General features: G+C 38.0%; 27 protein-coding genes. 19 read left to right on the plus strand and 8 right to left on the minus strand.

Features of this window, described 5'->3' with window-relative positions; translation table 11 throughout:
* Window positions 1-135 precede the first annotated feature (135 nt).
* Window positions 136-1,509 (minus strand): hypothetical protein, encoded by a 1,374-nt coding sequence (locus Q0218_RS04970; RefSeq protein ID WP_297966963.1) that lies wholly within the window; start codon window positions 1,507-1,509, stop codon window positions 136-138.
* Window positions 1,510-1,618: 109 nt separating this feature from the next.
* A complete protein-coding gene (locus Q0218_RS04975; protein WP_297966966.1) occupies window positions 1,619-2,032 on the minus strand; it encodes an NINE protein in 414 nt (137 codons plus the stop codon).
* Between the two features lie 124 nt (window positions 2,033-2,156).
* Here Q0218_RS04975 and Q0218_RS04980 point away from each other — a divergent pair, with 124 nt between their 5' ends.
* The 11 genes from Q0218_RS04980 (at window position 2,157) to Q0218_RS05030 (ending at window position 8,890) form a co-directional block, all read left to right on the plus strand.
* Window positions 2,157-2,594, plus strand: coding sequence for a hypothetical protein (locus Q0218_RS04980; protein ID WP_297966969.1), 438 nt, complete (start codon window positions 2,157-2,159; stop codon window positions 2,592-2,594).
* Between the two features lie 198 nt (window positions 2,595-2,792).
* Complete coding sequence (locus Q0218_RS04985; RefSeq protein ID WP_297966972.1) at window positions 2,793-2,969, plus strand: hypothetical protein; 177 nt, start codon at window positions 2,793-2,795, stop codon at window positions 2,967-2,969.
* Between the two features lie 35 nt (window positions 2,970-3,004).
* Window positions 3,005-3,559: a DUF1566 domain-containing protein gene (locus Q0218_RS04990; RefSeq protein WP_297966975.1), complete on the plus strand. Its 555-nt coding sequence runs from the start codon at window positions 3,005-3,007 to the stop codon at window positions 3,557-3,559.
* A gap of 29 nt (window positions 3,560-3,588) precedes the next feature.
* Window positions 3,589-4,041 (plus strand): DUF1566 domain-containing protein, encoded by a 453-nt coding sequence (locus Q0218_RS04995; protein WP_297966978.1) that lies wholly within the window; start codon window positions 3,589-3,591, stop codon window positions 4,039-4,041.
* A 180-nt stretch (window positions 4,042-4,221) separates the two neighbouring features.
* The gene (locus Q0218_RS05000; protein ID WP_297966981.1) at window positions 4,222-4,635 is read left to right on the plus strand and encodes a DUF1566 domain-containing protein; all 414 of its coding nucleotides are present in this window, start codon (window positions 4,222-4,224) and stop codon (window positions 4,633-4,635) included.
* A gap of 53 nt (window positions 4,636-4,688) precedes the next feature.
* Window positions 4,689-5,924 carry a DUF1566 domain-containing protein gene (locus Q0218_RS05005; RefSeq protein ID WP_297966984.1) on the plus strand — a complete coding sequence of 412 codons (1,236 nt, stop codon included), beginning with the start codon at window positions 4,689-4,691 and terminating at the stop codon, window positions 5,922-5,924.
* A 9-nt stretch (window positions 5,925-5,933) separates the two neighbouring features.
* Window positions 5,934-6,383 (plus strand): DUF1566 domain-containing protein, encoded by a 450-nt coding sequence (locus Q0218_RS05010; RefSeq protein WP_297966987.1) that lies wholly within the window; start codon window positions 5,934-5,936, stop codon window positions 6,381-6,383.
* Between the two features lie 16 nt (window positions 6,384-6,399).
* Window positions 6,400-7,080: a hypothetical protein gene (locus tag Q0218_RS05015; RefSeq protein WP_297966990.1), complete on the plus strand. Its 681-nt coding sequence runs from the start codon at window positions 6,400-6,402 to the stop codon at window positions 7,078-7,080.
* Between the two features lies 1 nt (window position 7,081).
* The gene (locus Q0218_RS05020; protein WP_297966993.1) at window positions 7,082-8,191 is read left to right on the plus strand and encodes a DUF1566 domain-containing protein; all 1,110 of its coding nucleotides are present in this window, start codon (window positions 7,082-7,084) and stop codon (window positions 8,189-8,191) included.
* 36 nt (window positions 8,192-8,227) lie between these two features.
* Window positions 8,228-8,671 (plus strand): DUF1566 domain-containing protein, encoded by a 444-nt coding sequence (locus Q0218_RS05025; protein WP_297966995.1) that lies wholly within the window; start codon window positions 8,228-8,230, stop codon window positions 8,669-8,671.
* 57 nt (window positions 8,672-8,728) lie between these two features.
* The gene (locus Q0218_RS05030; protein WP_297966998.1) at window positions 8,729-8,890 is read left to right on the plus strand and encodes a hypothetical protein; all 162 of its coding nucleotides are present in this window, start codon (window positions 8,729-8,731) and stop codon (window positions 8,888-8,890) included.
* 104 nt (window positions 8,891-8,994) lie between these two features.
* Here Q0218_RS05030 and Q0218_RS05035 read toward each other — a convergent pair whose 3' ends face one another.
* Window positions 8,995-9,288 carry a hypothetical protein gene (locus Q0218_RS05035; protein ID WP_297967000.1) on the minus strand — a complete coding sequence of 98 codons (294 nt, stop codon included), beginning with the start codon at window positions 9,286-9,288 and terminating at the stop codon, window positions 8,995-8,997.
* A gap of 266 nt (window positions 9,289-9,554) precedes the next feature.
* Here Q0218_RS05035 and Q0218_RS05040 point away from each other — a divergent pair, with 266 nt between their 5' ends.
* The 8 genes from Q0218_RS05040 (at window position 9,555) to Q0218_RS05075 (ending at window position 14,753) form a co-directional block, all read left to right on the plus strand.
* A complete protein-coding gene (locus Q0218_RS05040; RefSeq protein WP_297967002.1) occupies window positions 9,555-10,148 on the plus strand; it encodes a metallophosphoesterase in 594 nt (197 codons plus the stop codon).
* A gap of 149 nt (window positions 10,149-10,297) precedes the next feature.
* A complete protein-coding gene (locus tag Q0218_RS05045; protein WP_297967004.1) occupies window positions 10,298-10,528 on the plus strand; it encodes a type II toxin-antitoxin system HicA family toxin in 231 nt (76 codons plus the stop codon).
* A complete protein-coding gene (locus Q0218_RS05050; protein WP_297967007.1) occupies window positions 10,525-10,872 on the plus strand; it encodes a type II toxin-antitoxin system HicB family antitoxin in 348 nt (115 codons plus the stop codon). Before Q0218_RS05045 ends, Q0218_RS05050 begins: the two co-directional genes overlap by 4 nt.
* Complete coding sequence (locus tag Q0218_RS05055; RefSeq protein ID WP_297967010.1) at window positions 10,869-11,114, plus strand: hypothetical protein; 246 nt, start codon at window positions 10,869-10,871, stop codon at window positions 11,112-11,114. The genes Q0218_RS05050 and Q0218_RS05055 overlap by 4 nt, the downstream gene beginning before the upstream one ends.
* Before the next feature lie 49 nt (window positions 11,115-11,163).
* A complete protein-coding gene (locus Q0218_RS05060) occupies window positions 11,164-13,047 on the plus strand; it encodes an NERD domain-containing protein (RefSeq protein ID WP_297967013.1) in 1,884 nt (627 codons plus the stop codon).
* 124 nt (window positions 13,048-13,171) lie between these two features.
* Entirely contained in the window at window positions 13,172-13,366 is a 195-nt protein-coding gene (locus Q0218_RS05065; RefSeq protein ID WP_297967015.1) for a hypothetical protein, read from the plus strand.
* An 858-nt stretch (window positions 13,367-14,224) separates the two neighbouring features.
* On the plus strand, window positions 14,225-14,494 hold the full coding sequence (locus tag Q0218_RS05070; protein WP_297967018.1) for a type II toxin-antitoxin system RelB/DinJ family antitoxin: 270 nt from the start codon (window positions 14,225-14,227) through the stop codon (window positions 14,492-14,494).
* Entirely contained in the window at window positions 14,487-14,753 is a 267-nt protein-coding gene (locus Q0218_RS05075; protein WP_314564910.1) for a Txe/YoeB family addiction module toxin, read from the plus strand. Before Q0218_RS05070 ends, Q0218_RS05075 begins: the two co-directional genes overlap by 8 nt.
* 269 nt (window positions 14,754-15,022) lie before the next feature.
* Here the strand turns inward: Q0218_RS05075 and Q0218_RS05080 are convergent, their stop codons facing one another.
* From Q0218_RS05080 to Q0218_RS05100, 5 genes are all read right to left on the minus strand, one after another.
* On the minus strand, window positions 15,023-15,376 hold the full coding sequence (locus tag Q0218_RS05080) for a type II toxin-antitoxin system HicB family antitoxin (protein WP_297967023.1): 354 nt from the start codon (window positions 15,374-15,376) through the stop codon (window positions 15,023-15,025).
* The gene (locus Q0218_RS05085) at window positions 15,376-15,600 is read right to left on the minus strand and encodes a type II toxin-antitoxin system HicA family toxin (protein ID WP_297967026.1); all 225 of its coding nucleotides are present in this window, start codon (window positions 15,598-15,600) and stop codon (window positions 15,376-15,378) included. The genes Q0218_RS05080 and Q0218_RS05085 overlap by 1 nt, the downstream gene beginning before the upstream one ends.
* A gap of 638 nt (window positions 15,601-16,238) precedes the next feature.
* The gene (locus tag Q0218_RS05090) at window positions 16,239-16,565 is read right to left on the minus strand and encodes a type II toxin-antitoxin system PemK/MazF family toxin (RefSeq protein WP_297967042.1); all 327 of its coding nucleotides are present in this window, start codon (window positions 16,563-16,565) and stop codon (window positions 16,239-16,241) included.
* 409 nt (window positions 16,566-16,974) lie between these two features.
* Window positions 16,975-17,382: a type II toxin-antitoxin system VapC family toxin gene (locus Q0218_RS05095; RefSeq protein ID WP_297967029.1), complete on the minus strand. Its 408-nt coding sequence runs from the start codon at window positions 17,380-17,382 to the stop codon at window positions 16,975-16,977.
* Complete coding sequence (locus Q0218_RS05100) at window positions 17,382-17,633, minus strand: hypothetical protein (protein ID WP_297967032.1); 252 nt, start codon at window positions 17,631-17,633, stop codon at window positions 17,382-17,384. The genes Q0218_RS05095 and Q0218_RS05100 overlap by 1 nt, the downstream gene beginning before the upstream one ends.
* Window positions 17,634-18,815: the final 1,182 nt, after the last annotated feature.

Consider the following 18,815-nt stretch of genomic DNA (forward strand, 5'->3'; position numbering starts at 1 on the left):
CCTATAAAATGCCCGCAAAAACGAGTCAAACTATGGTTTTTGGCTAGTATTTTAAAATTTTATAGATGAGACCGGATAAAATTTGAGTATTTTGGCTTACTACTATCAAAACCGGTTGCATATTGGACCGAAAATTTAAAGCTCTATATCCTTAGAACGATCAAATTTGACGATTACGGGCTTGTAGTCTTGCCTTTTATATTTTTTGATAAATTCCTTCGCACAAAACCCGGTTTTTTGCTCATACCACGCCAAACAAACGTCCTCAAGCGCCATATTTTTATCCAGCCAAGGCGAAGTAGTTTTGTATAGCAGATTTAAATCAAGCTTAATATCGGGCTTTATCCACTCGTTTTGCGGCAAATTTTCAAATTCGTTAAAGCTCTCAAAAAGCTTACTTCGGCTAAATTTATCTAGCTCATCTTTAAATTTTTCGGAAAGCAAAGTATCGCTATTTTCAAGGTATTTTATTAAAGCGGACGTATCAAATTTATCGTCCGTATAGCCTTTTAAAATTTTGCTAAAATCGCTTGCCTTATACCTACTTTTTTCGTCCAAGATTTTATAAATTTGCTGGGCTAGCTGCGAAAAATCGCCCCCGACGTATTTTGGAGAAAGTATGATTAGACAATCTTTACATCTAAAACTTATCCATTCGCCGCTAAATAGCGAAAGCTCAAAAATCTCAAATCCGACATCCGTTAGCATTAGCGGGCGGTTTTCATAGTCTATAAGCGTAACGCCCCTTTTGTAAGCGATTAAAGCTACGGTAGAGTCGTCGTATCTAGAGATATACTCAATACTATGCCAAATTTCTTTATATTTTGGATCTATTTGAGCCGTCGCAAAATTTATAGCCATACCGCCGATACCAGGATATAGTTTTTCAGCTGTTTCCCGGGCTTTTTGTTCGAGCTTTTGTTTTAACTCGTCTTTCTTTTCCCATATATAATCGGTCCCATTCAAAGAGGTTAAAACGATAAAAGCCGTATCTTTAAAGCGTGCATATTTTGTATTATCCTTTGCGTTAGAAGCTTTGATTTTTTTGCAATGTTTTTCGAGTATATTACTTGGACATAGCATATAGGTACTTCTGTTGTTTTTACTTTGAGTATTTTTAGTTTTGTCGATTATACATAATAAGGCAAAGCATTCAAAAATAACTTGTAAGTTATTTTTTATATTTTTAGAGTGCGTTTTGGGGTTATATCCATCAATGCCATCTCTAATATATCGTTCATTTACTACGTATTTTTGGGGTTCTTCGCAACATTTTTCGCTTATAGATATTGCTTTTTCGTCATCTTTTATTACGTCATACGTATTTTTGTCCACTTCAAAGGTCATTTTTTCAAATGTTTCGCGGTCATGTGGAAATTCACAAAAATCCTTTACGAATAAAATTAAAGCATAAAGATTAATACGGCTCGCCGCAATTCCGTTTTCAAGCTCGTTTTTTCTTTTGTTTTTTTTGGTTATATCTTTATATTTAATTTTAAAATCGCTCATTTTTACCCTTTGAAGCTATGATTATTTTTGGAAATTTTACGTAGATTATACTATTTTAGAGTTTAAGGAAAGAGGCTTGCGATCCAAACGGACGCAAGCACGAGGTTAATTAAAGTATCATAAGGATTTTGTTTAAATTATCCTTTTTTATACCGCTAAATACCAAGAAAAGATCGACAAACATCCAAATAACGGCCACGACGGTAAAGAGAACCAACATCGTATAAGTCGTATCGCTAGGCTGCGTCTGCGCCAAATTTAAAATAAATCCCAAAATAAATAATAGTAAAAGCTTCATAAACCCAAGCCCTATATCGCCTTTATAAAACCTATCTACGCCAAGCCCTCCAAAAAGCAACCCAAGCACAAGCCCTGCGCCCGGACTTTTTAAATTTAGCATAGGTATCGAAGCGCTTATCTTGTTTAAAGTCTCATCGCTTACGCCGTCAAGCTTGTTGCGCAAGACGACCTCGCCCGTGCTAGGCAATTTGTCTGCCAAGCTCATCAAAATCGTATTTTTCATTTTCTACTCCTCGTAAATTTTAAAATGAAAGTTTATAGCATATTCTATTCTATAAGCATAAAATTATTTTATAAGCATAGAGCGCAGAAGTATAATCGCAAAAATTAGCCGCAAAGGATAAATTATGCAAATTTACGAGAGGATAAATTCGATCATAAAGAGCAAAGGTTTAAAGAAAAAGGACTTTTTAGAGCGTTTTACCGCTTTGGAGCCTAGACTCAAAAGCACGGGCGAAATCCCCTCTGTACCTACGATATATAACTACCTAAACGGCACCAGAGAGATTAAGGCCGAGCTGATACCGTATATGGCAAAGGCTCTTGAAGTGAGCGAGCAGGAGCTATTTTTAGACGACTCTGCTGAGTTTTTAAAAGATTTTATCAAAAAACAAGGCGAGAGCGAAAACGCTGGCGAGAAAAGCAAAGCCGTAGTAAAAATCATTGAGCTATGCGAATACGCCTCTACACCTATGCTTGAAAGACTCATAGAAATTTTAGAACAAAACAAACAAGCCTCACTAAAAAATATGAAACGTATGAGCGGACTAGAATTTGGCTTGTAGGCCACCCAAACTCTGCCAACCGCCGTTAAATTTTTGATCCACTCTTCTTTTTTATCCTATATATTTTCCTAAAATTTACTTTTTTCGTTTTTTATAGTTGCTTTAAATTTTTGCTTCAGCTTCCCTCTTTTTCATTATCTGATAAGCATAATATCTATATAATTATTCGTATTGAAAATTTATCTTAAAAGGAAACTCATGACTACGTTTAAGGTGTATGCTTGCGTATCTATAGGGATGCTTTTATTGGTTTTTAACGGGCTTAAAGCCTACAATCTGCTAGAAAGCACGGGCGAATTCGACGTAGTCGGCTGGCTGATTGCGGCCGTCGGCGCGGCGATACTGCTTTACGGCTTTTATATCAGATACAAATAGTTTTACAAATAAAATTTTAATGAGGAAGGGTAAAGATGAAGAAAATTTGTTTTGCGCTTACGCTTTTGCTGTGTTGCGGCTCTGCGTTTGCGTTTGGCTCGGTTGCGGGCGAAAAGGGGTCTGGAATTACGGCGGGATTTAGTAGAGACGACCGCTTAGAGGTCGTCAAAGACGATATTTATAGGCTGATGTGGCAGGATCAACAATTTATGGATAGTTCAGCTACCGTCTTCCCATTGAGTGCAATGGGCGATAAATACAACAATCCAATGACTTATGACGAAGCCGTAGAATACTGCAAAAATTTAACCTTCGCGGGCTTTGAGGACTGGCGCTTGCCTACGATAAATGAGCTTTTAAGCATCACGGACGATACTAGGTTTAAGCCTGCTATAAACAAAGCCTTTAAAAACGTCGCATACGAGACGAACGATAAAGGCGAGAAAAGCTATGGCTGGTACTGGAGCTCTACTAGAAGTACCGGCGGCATGTCGTTTGGTGCGTGGTTCGTGCTTTTCATGGATGGCAACGACTCTGACTGGCTCAACAGTTCTCCTCGCGGCTTCGTGCGGTGCGTCCGAGACTATTGATTTTTGAAAATTTAGATAAAGGAAAAAGTATGAAAAGATATATAGCCGTTTCTTTACTGCTTTGCGGACTGCTAAACGCAGAGGCGCTAAGCTCTAAGTGCTACCGAGATAACGATAAAAACGTAGTGATATGTAGCGAAAAGAAGCTAGGAAGACTAATGTGGCAGGATGAAAAGCAAAGCTTTAAAGGAGCGTGGGATGAGGCGCAAGAATACTGCAAGCTAGTAAACCTAGCCGGATACAAAGACTGGAGGCTACCGACCAGAGTGGAGCTGCTAAGCATAGCGGATAAGAGCAGGTATAACACCGCTATAAATACCGCTTTTAAATACATAGCAGACTCTGATTATCTATGGTACTGGAGCCAAACTAAATACGCCGCCGGCTCGTCTAGTGCGTGGGTCGTGACTTTCAGTAATGGCAGCGTTGGCCAGGACGGCGTTTCTAATCGCCGCTTCGTGCGGTGCGTCCGGCAGGATTGATTTTTGAAATTTTTTTGAGAAATTCGGATTTAACGGCGGCGCTTTGAAAAGCTTTTTGCTCCCCTTGCGGGAGCTTTTTAAATTTTGGAGAATAAAATGAATAACTTTACTGCTGAACAAATAGTAAAAAATAAACGAAATTTTTAGTAGGGTTGCAAAATGCAAAGAAAAGGATAAAAAATGAAAAAATGTATAGTAACGTCCGTATTGCTTTGCGGATTACTTAATGCTCAAATAGTTTGCGATAGGGATTTTAGAAAAAACGTAGTGGTTTGTAGCGATGAAAAGCTAGGTGAGCTAATGTGGGAAGACGGAAAAGACGTTTTTAAGGGCAAAATTGATGAGGCAAAAAGCTACTGCGAAGATTTAAATTTTGCTGGATTTAGCGATTGGAGATTGCCGACCTATTCGGAACTTTATAGCATTAAAGAAGATAGGAGATATCCGACCATAAACAGGGCTTTTGATTATACTATAGATGACATATACTGGTATTTCGACAATGATTCTAAGGCAGGGGGAGTAAATTTCGTCGGTAAAGAGTTGTTTGTGCTCGCCAAGAATTTTTATGTTAGGTGCGTTAGAAAAAATTGATTTTTCAAAATTTAAAGCTTTTTCGAATGCTTTAATATCATAAAGGAGACAAAATGAAAAAATTAGTCGCGTTTTTGACGCTTTTTATAACGTTGCTCAGTGTAGCTAACGCCGAGACGACCGATTATGAGATTGCGTCGAGCTATTTTAAGGACAAATTTGAAAAGCTGGGTATTCCGTCCGCATTACAGGGCGAGGCGTATAAAAGAGTTTTTAACGAATATATGGATGAAGGCGTCGGACAACTTTGGGGAAATGACGAATACGAAAAGCTAGCTAACATTAGAGAGAGATATTGTAAAAAAGGGCTTTACGAGGCATGCCAAAGGCTAGGCGAGCAGTATATGCTAGGCGTTGGGGTGCAAAGAGATCTCGACATGGCTATCGTGCTAATGTCTTACAATTTAATGAATTCTAAATACGATTACCTTCGATTACGAGGCAAAGAAATGTTAAATTTCGTATCGTCTTTAAAAAAAGACAATATGGATGCGGATGCGGCCATGAATCTATCGGCCGGTATTTGGAGGCTTATGATGAAAGAGTGCGATAGCGGAAAAAGAGACGAGCCGTATTGTCTGATGTTTTTTATATTGTCGGATGTCGTCCCAAACCACTTAACGGCTAACAAAGTAAACGGCAAAAGATACCTTGCTGTAGATATGGCTTTAGATAAAATGGGAGAGGATGTCAAAAAGCACGAATCTGGATCGCAGCCCATTTCCGCGTCGCAGTTTTTTTCGGTGCTTGAATATATTAGAAAAATGATACCTAGCGATCAAATTTCAGGCTCTAGCGCAAACCCACCAAAACAAAGCCCACCCAAAAGCATCGCCCAGCCCGTAACGCCGCAGTCAAATTCGCAAAATTTAGCTCAAAAGCATAAATTCACCGATGGTTTTAGCATAGACGTAAACTCCGGCATCGTCTTGGACGCGATTTACGGACTAATGTGGCAAGATACGGCGGAAATTTTTAAAGGTTCGTATAAGGACGCCGTAAGCTACTGCGAAAATTTAAACTACGGCGGTTACTCGGACTGGAGATTGCCAAGCGCTAGCGAGCTTTTGAGTATAACCGACTACGGCAGATATAAGCCGGCTATAAACAAGGCGTTTAAGCACGTAGGCAAAGACGGCAGCGACAAATACGGCTCGTATTGGAGCTCGACCGGAGCTAGCTTTGATGCCGGCGGAGTCTGGGTCGTGCAGTTTAGTAGTGGCTTTGACAACTGGGTCAAGATAAACTCGGCAGATAACTTCGCACGCTGCGTGAGAAATTTAAAATAAGGAGAAAATATGAAAAAATTTATCTTTCTAGCAGCATTTTGCGCTCTTTTAAACGCGGCGGAGATAACTCCGCAGTGTCAAAGAGACGACACCAAAGAGGTCGTCGTATGCTCTGATAAAAAGCTTGGAAATCTAATGTGGCAAGACGGCGCAAAGATAGCAGAGGCTACCTTTGATCAAGCTAAAGACTACTGCGAGAATCTAAATTTTGCGGGATACACCGGCTGGAGACTACCGAATAAGGCTGAAATTTTAAGCATAGCCGATAAAAGCAGATATGAACCGGCTATAAAAAAAGAGTTTAAATACATAGCCGGAGTCGGCGCGTCTTACTGGAGCGGGGATAAATTTGAAGGCGATAAAAACCGTGCGTGGATAGTGGTTTTTAAACGAGGCGGGGATAATTGGAGCGAGCTAGATAAGCAAAATTTCGTGCGCTGCGTGAGAGAATATAAATAAAATTTAGGAGGAAAGCATGAAAAAATTAGTCGCGTCTTTGACGCTTTTGTTTGTATTTATGGGTGCGGCGCAAGCCAACTGGATGACGGCGCTCGGAAAAGGAGCTAGAGAGATGGATAGGATGCTAAACGATATGCCTACTCCGCTAAAAGGCAAGGCGTATGATACTGTATTTACGCAATACCGAAACGAGCCTCTCGACGACTGGGATAATCATAACTTTAAAAAAATCGGCGAAATGCGACTATCCTACTGCAAAAGAGGCTTGCCTGAGGCTTGCGGCGATTACGGCGAGGATTTTATGGTCGGACTATATACAAAAAGAGATATAAGCAATGCTAGAAAATATCTAAACTATGCCATAAGAAACGTTAAAACGGAAGGAAAGATGGTGTATTACGAGTTAGATTTGTATGTAGCAGATGATCTTGCAAAGTATTCAGATGACGGGATAATAGAAACGATAAAAAGCAAATTTAATGCCTATGCATCAGACTGCATTAACAAACGCGGAGTAAAAGATACGTGCGCGATAGCTTTGGTTTATAGCACTCTCGTTCCAACTGATATGCTTGGTCTAAGCGAAAAAGAATTGGAAAGTATGGTTTTTAGACTATACTTATCGGATATTGGGCGAAACGGTGTGGCTGAGTCTAAAATATCAAAAATTGCGGAAGATTTACAAGAGAGGAACTAAAATGAAAAAATTAGTTGCGTTTTTGACGCTTTTTATAATGTCGCTTGGCATATCTAACGCCGAGATAACGAAAGAGGAGCTTGTACTAAGCCACTTCAAGGACAGATTTGAAAAGCTCGGTCTTCCGTCTGCATTAAAAGGAGAAGAGTATAAAAGGGTTTTAGATGAGTATGAAAGCAGTAAACCAAATGCGCTTTGGAAAAATGACGAGTATGAGAAGCTAGCTAGCCTTCGATGGAAATACTGCAAAAAGGGACTTTATGAAGCATGCCAAAGATTAGGAGAGCAATATATGCTAGGCGTAGGAGTGGAAAGAGATCTCACATTGGCATCGGAACTTATGGCTTATAATCAGTTGAATTCCGAATACGAATATCTTAAATTGCGCAGTAGCGAAATGGTGGGTTTAGGAAGTGAAATATACGAAAATAAACTAAACTCCGAAGATGCCTTAAGGGTCGTCCGTAGTATGCTTGTTGAATTTTTAGAAAAATGCGGAGAAGAGAAAACGGATAAACCGTATTGCCTAGCTTTTTTTATGCTTTCGGACGTTGTCCCAAACCATTTGACAAAAACAAGCAAGGGAATTTTAGCCGTTGATGTCGCTTGGGGATTAATGTTAGACGATAAATTTGCTCCGCAACTAGCTTCTGCAATCAAATACTACAATGCGGTATGGAGCTATAAAAGTTCTAGCGCTAATGAAAATTTACCGAATCAAAGCTCGTCTAAAAAATCGGGCGAATTTTCCAGAGATGATAGCAAGGGTGTCGTTATAGATAGCACATATAAGTTGATGTGGGAGGATGGGACGAATATATTTAATGGCACATGGGATGAGACTAAAAGACACTGCCAAAATTTAAATTTTGCTGGGTTTAGCGATTGGCGATTACCAACAAGATTTGAACTTTTAAGCATAACAGATGATAGCAGGTATAATCCAGCTACATATAAAGTCTTTAAAAATACCAAACCAACTCCTTATTGGACTTCCACAAAAAGCGCAAATAATTCCCGTGAGGCATTTTTTGTAAATTTTGATTTGGGTACTGGAGGCTGGTTTGACGTATCGGCCCCTACCTCCGTAAGATGTGTTAGAGACTATTAAATTTTGTAATAAATAATTTTTAAGATAAGGAAAAGTATGAATAAAATCCTAATTATTTTGGCGATATTTTGTGCAGCATTAAACGCCGAGGCTCTAAAAGCCATTTGCGATAGAGATGATGCAAGAAATGTAGTAGTATGTGAAGAAAAAAAGCTAGGCAAACTAATGTGGCAAGATGAGGAAAGTGTGTTTAAAGGCAAACAAGATGAAGCTAAACGCTATTGCGAAAATTTAAAATTTGCAGGATATGATGACTGGCGTTTACCAAGCAGATTAGAGCTTTTAAGCATAACAGACGATAGCAAATATGATCCAGCCGCAAATAATTTTTTTAAAAACGTTAGTTCTAATTATTATTGGAGCTCGACAATGAATGCCAACGATTCGTCTACCGCATGGTTCGTATTTTTTGGAAACGCTAGTGGCACTTATAGTAGCGTCCATCGTCCGAGTTTAGCGCGTTGCGTCAGGGGTTATTAGCTAAAATTTTAACGTATTTTAGGCAGTGTTATTTTATAAATAAACCAGGAGTTAAAAATGAAATTTTCTAAAATAACTATATTTCTAGGCGTCTATGTAACAAGGCCGTCTCTTGAAACAAAATTCGTATTTAAAAACGGAAACATACTTTTAGATAAGAGCGAATACCTAGTCAATCCAGTTAATGCGGTACGGGTTATGAGCGTTAGTAAATTTTAAGTATTGAGTGGTGCTGAATATGCATATTCAGCACTATGAAAATTCATAGATGATATTTATTTATAAAAATTTTGCTGAAATACTTACAATTTTTGGCCTCATATTTATTTTAAATACACCCCTTTGCTATTTCTGGCAATTTCTTCCAGCTCTTCTATCCGCTTTGAGTCGTACGGATGAACAAATTCGTAGCTCTTGATGCGAAATACCCCATCGTCCTCATCACCGTATAGGTAGTATTGTACAAAACAGTGGTAGCCGTGATCTGAAAAATAAGACGGCTGAGTGAAGCAGATGCGTTCTCCTGCGTCATCTGCGTCTATTTGCTCTAACGTTTTGTCGGATTTTTTCCACACAAGATCGTCATTTGGCAGGTCTATCTCATGTATGTCTAGCATATCATACGCTATAACTTTAAAAGTTTCGCCGCGAAAGTAGATCCGACAATTTTTGAAAAAATCAGTGTATTTTTTCATGTTATTTCCTTTTTATAAAATATATAAAAAAAAAGTATATCCTGTTTGCGCTGCAAAGACAAGAGTAAACGGCTTTTAGAGATTGGACTTTTAGGAAAATATTGATAAAAGCCCATAAAATCGGACTTTATATAATGATGTTTTTATATGCCGCATATTAAAATTTCAATAAAATTCAAGGCTTTTTAATGAAAATCCTCCACGCAACCGATTTGCACTTTAACCAGCGGTGGTTTAAATTTATCAAAGATATCGAGTCGAATTTCGACGTCGTTTGCATAACCGGCGATTTTATCGACGCTTTTGACGAGGGCGGGATAGCTCCGCAGATAGCTTACGTTAGCAAATGGATTACAAATTTTACTAAACCTGTATTTGTTTGCAGCGGAAATCACGACGTAGGGCTGGCCTACGAGCAAGAGTGGCTAAACGATATCCCAAATATTTACGCCGATAATGCCATAAAAGAAATAGACGGAGTAAAATTCGGCTGTGTTCCATATTTGAGGCCTAATTATGAAAAATTTACTCAGTGCGATGTTTTACTTTCGCATGTTCCACCTGCATATACTAAGGCGTCCATTAGTGCTTGCGGCGATGATTACGGTAGCGAAAAACTTTATAATGCTATCGGCAAACAAGTCATAAGCCCAAAAATCCTTCTTTGCGGGCATATCCATAATCCTATAAAAAATATATGCAGGCTAAAGTATACCACGATTTATAATCCCGGTTGCGATAGGAATTTAAAAGAACCAAGAATTGGCGTCGTGAGGATATAAAACGCCTCTACCTGAAAAATGGCTTTAGTGCGAGTTATGAATTGGTTTTTTGATAAGCTACGTCGTTTAAAATTTTTAGAACGATTGAAACATTAACAATAAAGTAAGCTAGATGTGTATATAATACTTACTAAAAATAAGGATTTAAGGTGAGCAAAAAAGATAAATTGATACGCGAACTTACCCAAAATCCTCTTAACGTTAGGTTTGAGACGCTTAAAATTTTACTAGAAAACGAAGGATATAGCGCCTCAAATAACGGTTCAAGCCATTGGCAGTTTAGAAAGGCGGGCAAAGATACGATAACCATACCGTATAAACGCCCGATCAAGCCGATTTACGTAAAAATAGTTTTAAAAGCATTAAAGGACGATCAATGAAAAAAGACGTTGAATACTACATGAATTTGCCTTACGAGATCATAATTAAAAAGCTATCAAAGGACGAAGGTGGCGGATATCTGGCTAGATATAAAGATTATCCTTTGGTTATGGGCGACGGCGAAAATGAGGCTGAAGCGATAGCGGACGTAAAAAAGGCTTTTAGACTCGTCATAGAAACGGACCTAAAAGAGGGCGTAAAAATAATCGAGCCCGGCGACGATACCAAATTTAAACGCATCAACATCACTATGCCCGAATCCATAATCAACGCCATAGATAAAATAACCAACAACCGCTCGGCTTGGCTTAGCGATACCGCCAGGAGAGCATTATCTCTATGAGCAAGCAGGCTAAACAAAAAACCTACTTCGGACTTGAGATATTTTCAAACGGCTACTGCCCCGGAGTCAAAGAAAGCGATATTAAAAAGCTACCGTTTTACGAATTTTGGCTCAAAAGGAGTCTTGGCTCGACGCAAGGCGTGTTTGTCGACGAAAACGGCAAGGAAATAGAGAGCGAGAGACTGGTTTATCTGCACGATTGGGAGAAATTTTGCAGGATATTTATAAATACCGGCAAGTAAACATTTTTAAAAACCGCTATAATACTTCAAATTTAACAAAGGAAAACCCTTGAATATAATAAAAAGTATATTTAGTAAAATTTTTAAAGGCGAGCAAGGCGAAGCCGACGTATTTGAAGCCATAGGCAAAATTTTAAACTCTAAAGGCGACGAGAACTACTATCTCATCCCAAAAGCTACGCTTGATGATGCGGCTGGTTCATCAAAGGAGATCGATCTGCTATTGCTTCATCCGGTATTTGGTATCTACGTCATCGAGGTTAAAAACTGGTCGAATTTAAATCAGATAGATAGCGCAAACGACCCTTACGAACAGGTTAAAATTTATCAAAGAATGCTGCTTGCTAAAATCCAATCCGAGCTTAAAAAAGTGCCGATAAACGTGGAATACCGAGTAATATTTCCATCTGTTAGCAAGGACGAGGCCGATAAATTTTATGAAAAAAATCCAAGCTATAAAAATTTTAAAAACCATACATTTTTTAAAGATGATTTGGCTAATAACAACGACATATTTGCCAGGTTTTTCCACTCATCCGTTGCGGATCACATCCCAAACAAAAAAGAGTTTCTAAAAATCTCACAAATACTGGTCAGTCAAAGCAAGCTAAAACAAAAAATCATCCCGATAATTACGAAAGACGAGATTATGTTTTTTGACCGTAAGCAGCTTAGTATCATGAGCGGCTATACGGGCGGCTTTCGCGTGATAAGAGGCGTGGCCGGTACTGGCAAGACGATGATTTTAGCAAATTTCGTCGCAAACAGGCTAGAGCGAGACGATAGCGAGAAATTTTTAGTGCTATGCTTTAATAAAAACCTTGCAGAGAACATAAGATCAAGCTTTGGCGATAGGTTTATGAAGCAAAGCATAGCCGTATACTCCATCATCTCGCTTTTAAATCGCATAGGATTTGACGAGGCTAGACTCGGTATCGACGAAAAGACGAGCCTGGATGAAAAATACAAAATCTTTGAAACGGATGAAGCCATAACTGAATTTAGAGCTAAATTTAGCGCTCATCTAGCAAAACACCCGATCGACTACGTCCTTTGCGACGAGACGCAGGATATGCCGGCCGGATTTATGAGGGTTATTTACGAGGAGATAAAAGACTGCGTGTTTTTTATAGATGAGGCGCAGAAATTTTACCCCTATACGATGAATAGCATAGCAGATATCTTTCATCATTCAAAATTTGAGCGCATAGATATGAGGGGGCGGGTAAAAAATCTCAAAAACGTCTACCGAACGCCGTCAAATATCGCTAGATGCGCATTTGAAATCTTGCAAAACGATAGCGCGATAAATACCTACTATAAAAACAGCTTTTACCTAGATAAAAGCTTTCTGGAAGACATCGAATGCGTACTGCAAGACGGAAGCGTGAGTATAAAGGCGATGGATGACTTTGCGCAGCTTAGAGGCGTTTTAGAGTCTTTGCCTGCAAACGAAACTAGCGTAGTTTTAAGCAATAGTAAAAAATCGGTCGAGGCCATAAAAGAATACGCCTTGCCAAAAGATAAAAACATAGACGTGCTAACCATGCAGTCTATCAAAGGCCTTGAAGCTCAAAATATCGTTATACACAACTTTTTGCCGTTTCTGCAAATGACGCTAAAAAACGACCGCAAGCTATTTTATAGAAAAATTTATGTGCTACTAACCAGAAGCAAGGAAAATTTATACGTTTCGATTCCGGAAAAGCTTGACGAAAATTTGCCTGCTGAGATCAAAAACGTAATAGAAACGATAAAAAAATACGCAAGCATAGCAAAAGCTGCCGAAGGGCCGAATAAAGACGAAAAAACCGTAAGCTCAAAAATAAAACTAGCCTCCATAAAACCCGTGCTAAGAGATATAAAAGACGGAGCCGAACTGGTGGTAGCCGGAAGCGAACTGTTTGCCATAATAGCTGGATTATTTGGTTAAAATTTAGCTTTAAATTTGGGCTTACGGCGTTTCTTGCCGCAAGGTTAAATTTAGGCTCGCAGTCTTTGCTTATCTTGGACGTAAATTTATACTCTCAAACTTAAATTTGACGAAGTTCGGCAGGGTGAGGCTAGAGCTTACCTTGCCTGCGTCCGCCGCAGTGTTGATAGGATGCTACGACATAAGTTTAGGGTTTATGGGGAATTTCAAATCAAAAAACGAGAGTTATCAGGATTATCTAAAAAATAACGACGACGATATATTTAAGGACAGAGCGAGAGACTGCATCAATAAAGACGATATAAGCAAGATGAGTTAAGGGCTCTAAAGGCTACTTCGAAATAGCGAATAGACAAATTTACCCCCCGTATAGCAAATTTAGAAAACGAGAAAAATAAAATGAGAAAATTTAAAACATTAAGCAACGTAGCTATTATGCCTTTGGGCGAAACGAGAGTTGCGAGTTATTCAAAGCGAAAATGTAAAGAGCGTGTAAACAAAAGAGAGGAGATAAAAAGAAGCTACCGATAAATATGCCGTAGTGGAGCTTTTAGGGAAGGATTTTTTATCTATTTTCTACTTCATTTGATTTGGATAGGTTTGAGAGCAGGCTGCCGATACTTCGAAATGAAGGTCAAAATTTAGATAGCGGCGAGCTAAATAAAAGCTTGTTTGCCTAATTTATAAAAGAGATAGCGGAATTTAACTTTAAAAACCGAATGAACGCCTATGAGCTAAAAGACCTCAGCGTTGAGCAAATGGTTATCGTAAGAGATCTGCTACAAGAGAAGCTAAAGGATGCTAGAGAGGCTGTGACTGGGAAGGAGTAATGTGTAGTAAAAAATATGCCTCGCCAAGGCTTGCGGCTTGATGCCGACTTTACCCATTGATATTACAAGGTCGGTTTTTAATGAAAAACATAAATATGGACTATTGCTTATGTGTGTGATGCGGGTTTTAAGAGGTGCTTGTCGCAGAGTAAAACATGCGAGGAAGTGGCACTAATGCCAAAGAAACCAAATCGACATAAAAAACCAGTATGCAAAACGACTTTTCTTATAGTGAGGCGATTTCTTGACGAGAGTTACGATGAAATTTACGAGGAATACGCATACGAGGAGAGCCGGATATAAAAATATGCTATAATGCGGTCAATTTAACTTCAAAGGTCATATAAATGAATGCATTAATACAATTTAGAGTAGATAAAGAACTCAAAAACGAAGCCGATAAGCTCTTTAAGGAGCTCGGGCTTGATCTTGGTACGGCGATAAAGCTATTTTTAAAGCAATCGGTAAATAAGCAAGCCATACCCTTTGCCATAACGGCGCAAAAAGACGAAATAGACGCGAAGTATCTAAAAAGCGTGATAGAAAATATAGATAGCGGCAAGGTAAAGATGATAAGAAAAAATCTAAGCGAGCTTGAGAGTTTAGCTGGTGCTTAATATCGAGTTTTATCCCGACGCATGGGATGATTACCTAAATTTTACTAGCGACAAGAAGCTTTTTGCGAAGATAAATATACTCATCAAAGATATCGTTAGAGGCAATGAAGCAGAAGGTATAGGCAAGCCCGAAGCGCTAAAAGGCGATCTAAGCGGTTGCTACTCTCGCAGGATAGACGGTAAAAACCGCATCGTTTATAGGATCAAGGGCGATACGGTGCAAATTTTACAAGTCGGAACACATTATAAAGAAAAGTAGTTTTAGCTAAGCCGATGCCAAGAGGATCGCATCGCCAGCTAGATGCCGCACGGAGGCTGTAAGACTCAACGCCAGCGCGTCTAAGAGGATAGCTTGAAAAACTCATAAATTTTACCTAAGTTGTCGCCATTTTAGATAAAAATGCGCCGTTGCTGGCGTTTTTAAGCGGAAGTATAAGTAAATTTTATGGTAAAGTAGTTTGAAAAAATTAAAATTTTAAGGGCGATCGTCATAATAGGAATTAATCCATATATAACAATGATATAAAATTATACCGCTAGCGCCTTTTTAGCTAGCTCGCTAAGCCATGCCGAGCGATTATTCGTAACTGCATCGATTGCATTTAAAACGCCTTTGGGTATAGTTAAATTTATGCGGACTTTGACGTTTTCGTCGATAGGCTCATAGATACTTTCACCGTTTTTAAGAGCCCCTTCGATATAGCAAGCAAAGGCTTCTTTTAGATCCGCTATCGCTTCAGCTTCGGTAGCTCCCCAGCCGGCCATTAGATTATTTTTAGTTAGCCCCATATCTGCATACTGAGCAAAATAATCGCCGTCGTCCAGTCTTTTGATTGTGATCGTATACGGTAAGTTTAAATAATAGTTCAAGTCTTTTTTCATCATGACTCCCTTATCTTTGCTAAGATCTGTAAAACATAGATCTCTTTAATCGGCTTATGATATGGTATAACTATCGTGTCGCCGCCTTTTTTAAATTTATAGTGCGAGCCTTTAACGTGATCTAATTCATATCCGTGATTTAATAGCAGGTGCTTAACGTCGTCAAAGCTTGCGTTTTTCGGATTATTTTCAAGTTTTTTGATTAGCTTATCAAGACTCGACACGCCGCCTCTTTTATATTTTATACTTACTATTATACATACTATTTTTTATAAATTTCTTAATTGATTGGGTGTAGCGGAAATATACTATAATCATTAAAATTCTCAAATGATTAATATGCTAGCCAAAATAGAACTATCTATAAGAAAAGTCCGATGTGCTCGTCAAGATTAAGGGGTTTTTAAAAAGCCTTGGCAACGATTATCTAGTGCCAGATTATTTTATTGGTTTAAGCTAAAATTAAATTTTAAACCGCATGCCTCTACATAGTTTTGAAGAGTAGAAAATTTAAAGTCCGCATCCGTAGAACTCTCAAACCTGGCCACTATGCTTTGAGATACGTTCATTAGCTTTGCGATCTTTGCTTAAACTAAGACCTGCGTCGATACGAGCCTTGATGAGTTTCTTTTTGATTTCAAAAAGAGGCCAAGTTTTGATATAAGGCTCATTAAATTTGTAGCATAAATATCGCAAATAATATCATGTAAGCTATAGATAGCCTACAGCCATAATAACTTTCCTGATGCTGATATCAACCTTATCAGAACCTATGAAAGTCCATAGGCTATCGTTGTTTAGAAAATTTACTAATATTTTGAGAGCCATTCCTTTTATGTACTATGTCAATGTTGTTGTAGTTTCACGAATTCGTATTTGCCCAAAACATCTCCTTTAAAATCTCTTTTAGTTCCTCTATTTTGTCAGTATCCAGCTCACCGATTTTTGAGACGAACCTATCCGCGCTGACGCATCTTATCTGGTCGCAGAGTATTTTTGCTTGTTTGCCTAGTAGTTTAAGCTCTACTCTATAAGGAGCGCTAAATCCTTTGCTGGTTATCGGAGCTATTAGTCTGGCTTGTAGATAGTCAAGCTGGGGCGGCGAGATTACGACGCAAGGTCTAGTCTTTCTTATCTCTGCGCCGATAGTAGGATCTAGATTTATAAACCAAATTTCACACCTAGTCATTACCACTGCCAATCCTTATCGTCTGTATCTATGGTCGCAAAATCATCTTGCAAAGCCATATCTTGCGTTTTTGCTTTTTTCTAAGCTCTGGAGTCTCTCAATTTTTGATACTGTTTTCTTTAAGCGGTCTTAAGAATATTCCGTCTTTTAAAATTTCTAGCGAAACGGATTTTAACTCAAACTGCTCTATGATTTTTTCGGTAGCCTAATGCCTTTAGAATTACCTATTTGGACTAAATTTGCGATCATATCGTCTTCTTATTGTAATTATGCAGTAATTACTATTAAGCGAATTTTAAAATTACGATAAAGTTATTTATGCTAGTATAAGATTAATGAAAATCGTTAGGTGTTTTTATTTTAGCCTATAGGCTTCTTGTGGCTTAAGCTTGCGGAGCTAGCAAGAGATTTAGGCGCTCCAATTTTCTATTTCAAGTCCAATTATATCTTTAAAATCTTTTTCGTTATTTGTAACCAAAATAAGATTATTGCTAAGGGCTACGGCAGCGATCAACATATCCATATCGCCTATCTTTCTGTTTTTGTTTTTCATCTCAAGCCTTATTTTGCCGTAGCTTGCCGCACATTTGCTCGTAAAATCCAAAACGCTGAAATTTGAGATAAAATCGCCCATGAGTCTTAAATTTAACTCTTTTTGAGTGGAATTTTCTATACCGTAAAACATTTCAGCTACCGTTATACTGGAAATAAAAATATCCTTTTTGCCATACCTAGTTAAATGGCTTAGTATATTTTGACTGTAAGGCTCGGTGCTAGAAATCAAGTAGCTACAAATATTGGTATCAAACAAAAACATTATTTAAATCCGAAATTTCGCTCTTGCGGCAAGCTTTGCTCGACTCTTTCAAATTTAACTCCAGCATCTTTCAACTCATTTAAAGTCTTAAACAGTCCGCTCCATTCATCATCTTTAACCGGGATTAAAACCACTTCGTTATTATCAAAACTCTTTAGTATAAACTCTTTGACATTGTCTAAATTTAGGCTTTTTGGAAGCCTTAGTGCCAAAGAGTTACCGCTTTTAAATACTTTTAATCTAGCTTGCATTATTTCCCCCTCTCTCGTATATATTTTTATGAGTATATACGAAATAAGATAAAAGTATTCTTAGGTTTTATATGTGTTTATGTTGCATTTTAGAAGGGATTTGAATCCTATGCCCTAAAGGGGATTTAAATTGTAAGTTAAAATACGCTCAAAACTTGTTCTAAATTTAGGACAGTTTTTTTGACTATAAAATTACTTATAATATCTATATATCAGCATTTTGCTTGTTGCATAGATTTTACGGTTTTGTTGCATAAAACTAAGTGGTATTTAAGCTGATAAAATTTAAAATTACAACAACATAAAACCCTAAAATTAGGGCTTAGAAAGGCATGAGAGTTATGATTAAATCAGCTATTGTCGGAGTGTCCCTCTCTGTCCGCCACTATACTTTTCCCGATTTTTCTATTTATTTCTAGTTTATCTAAACGCCTAAAATATGCCGTTTTTAAGCCATATTACGCCTTATTTTTACTTCCGGTCTCTAAAAATTGCAATAATTTTTTCTCAATACTGCGTTACTGTTAGTAAGCTTAAAATAAACTAAAAAGCATAATGAATTAAATTTTCAACTGAAAAATAAAATGTATAAATATAAGATAAAGAAGAGTTTAATGTTGAGGGTATTAAGGAGGCTAAAGCTTTTTGCTACGCTATTGACAAAAAAATTTTTAAATTTAAGGCTAAATAGAACTTAATGTAAACATAATGAGTATTAAATTATGATGAGAGCTATGTTCTTGAAAAGTAACAAGCATAGTGAAGTTAAAAATATCTAGGTTTTCAGGCGAAATTTCCAGTTTGCAAACTCCCCTAAAAGCTTCGCTTTGAAATATGATAAAGGCTACTTTAAATCTAAACGGGGTAAGAGGCAAAAGAGGTAGAGGGGCAAGCGAAAAGCAGTCGTTACTTAACTTCGCTTCGCTCAAACCGCACGGGAAAATTTATATCATAAATTGTTTAAAATTGATAAGAGAGTATACTTAACTTATCTTGAGCCATAAATAATTACGCTATAATCCCAAACGCAATCCTAACGGATTAATCTTGGCTTATTAGGGACGGCTGCGGTTGCCTTGGGATTGTTTAAATCCAAAATTTACATCAATCACTTAAAAGGAGTCCACATGGCAGTAACTCAAGCGCAAGTAGCTCAGCTCTACGTAGCGTTGTTTAATAGAG

The organism is uncultured Campylobacter sp., from assembly GCF_938039245.1.
Classification (GTDB): domain Bacteria; phylum Campylobacterota; class Campylobacteria; order Campylobacterales; family Campylobacteraceae; genus Campylobacter_A.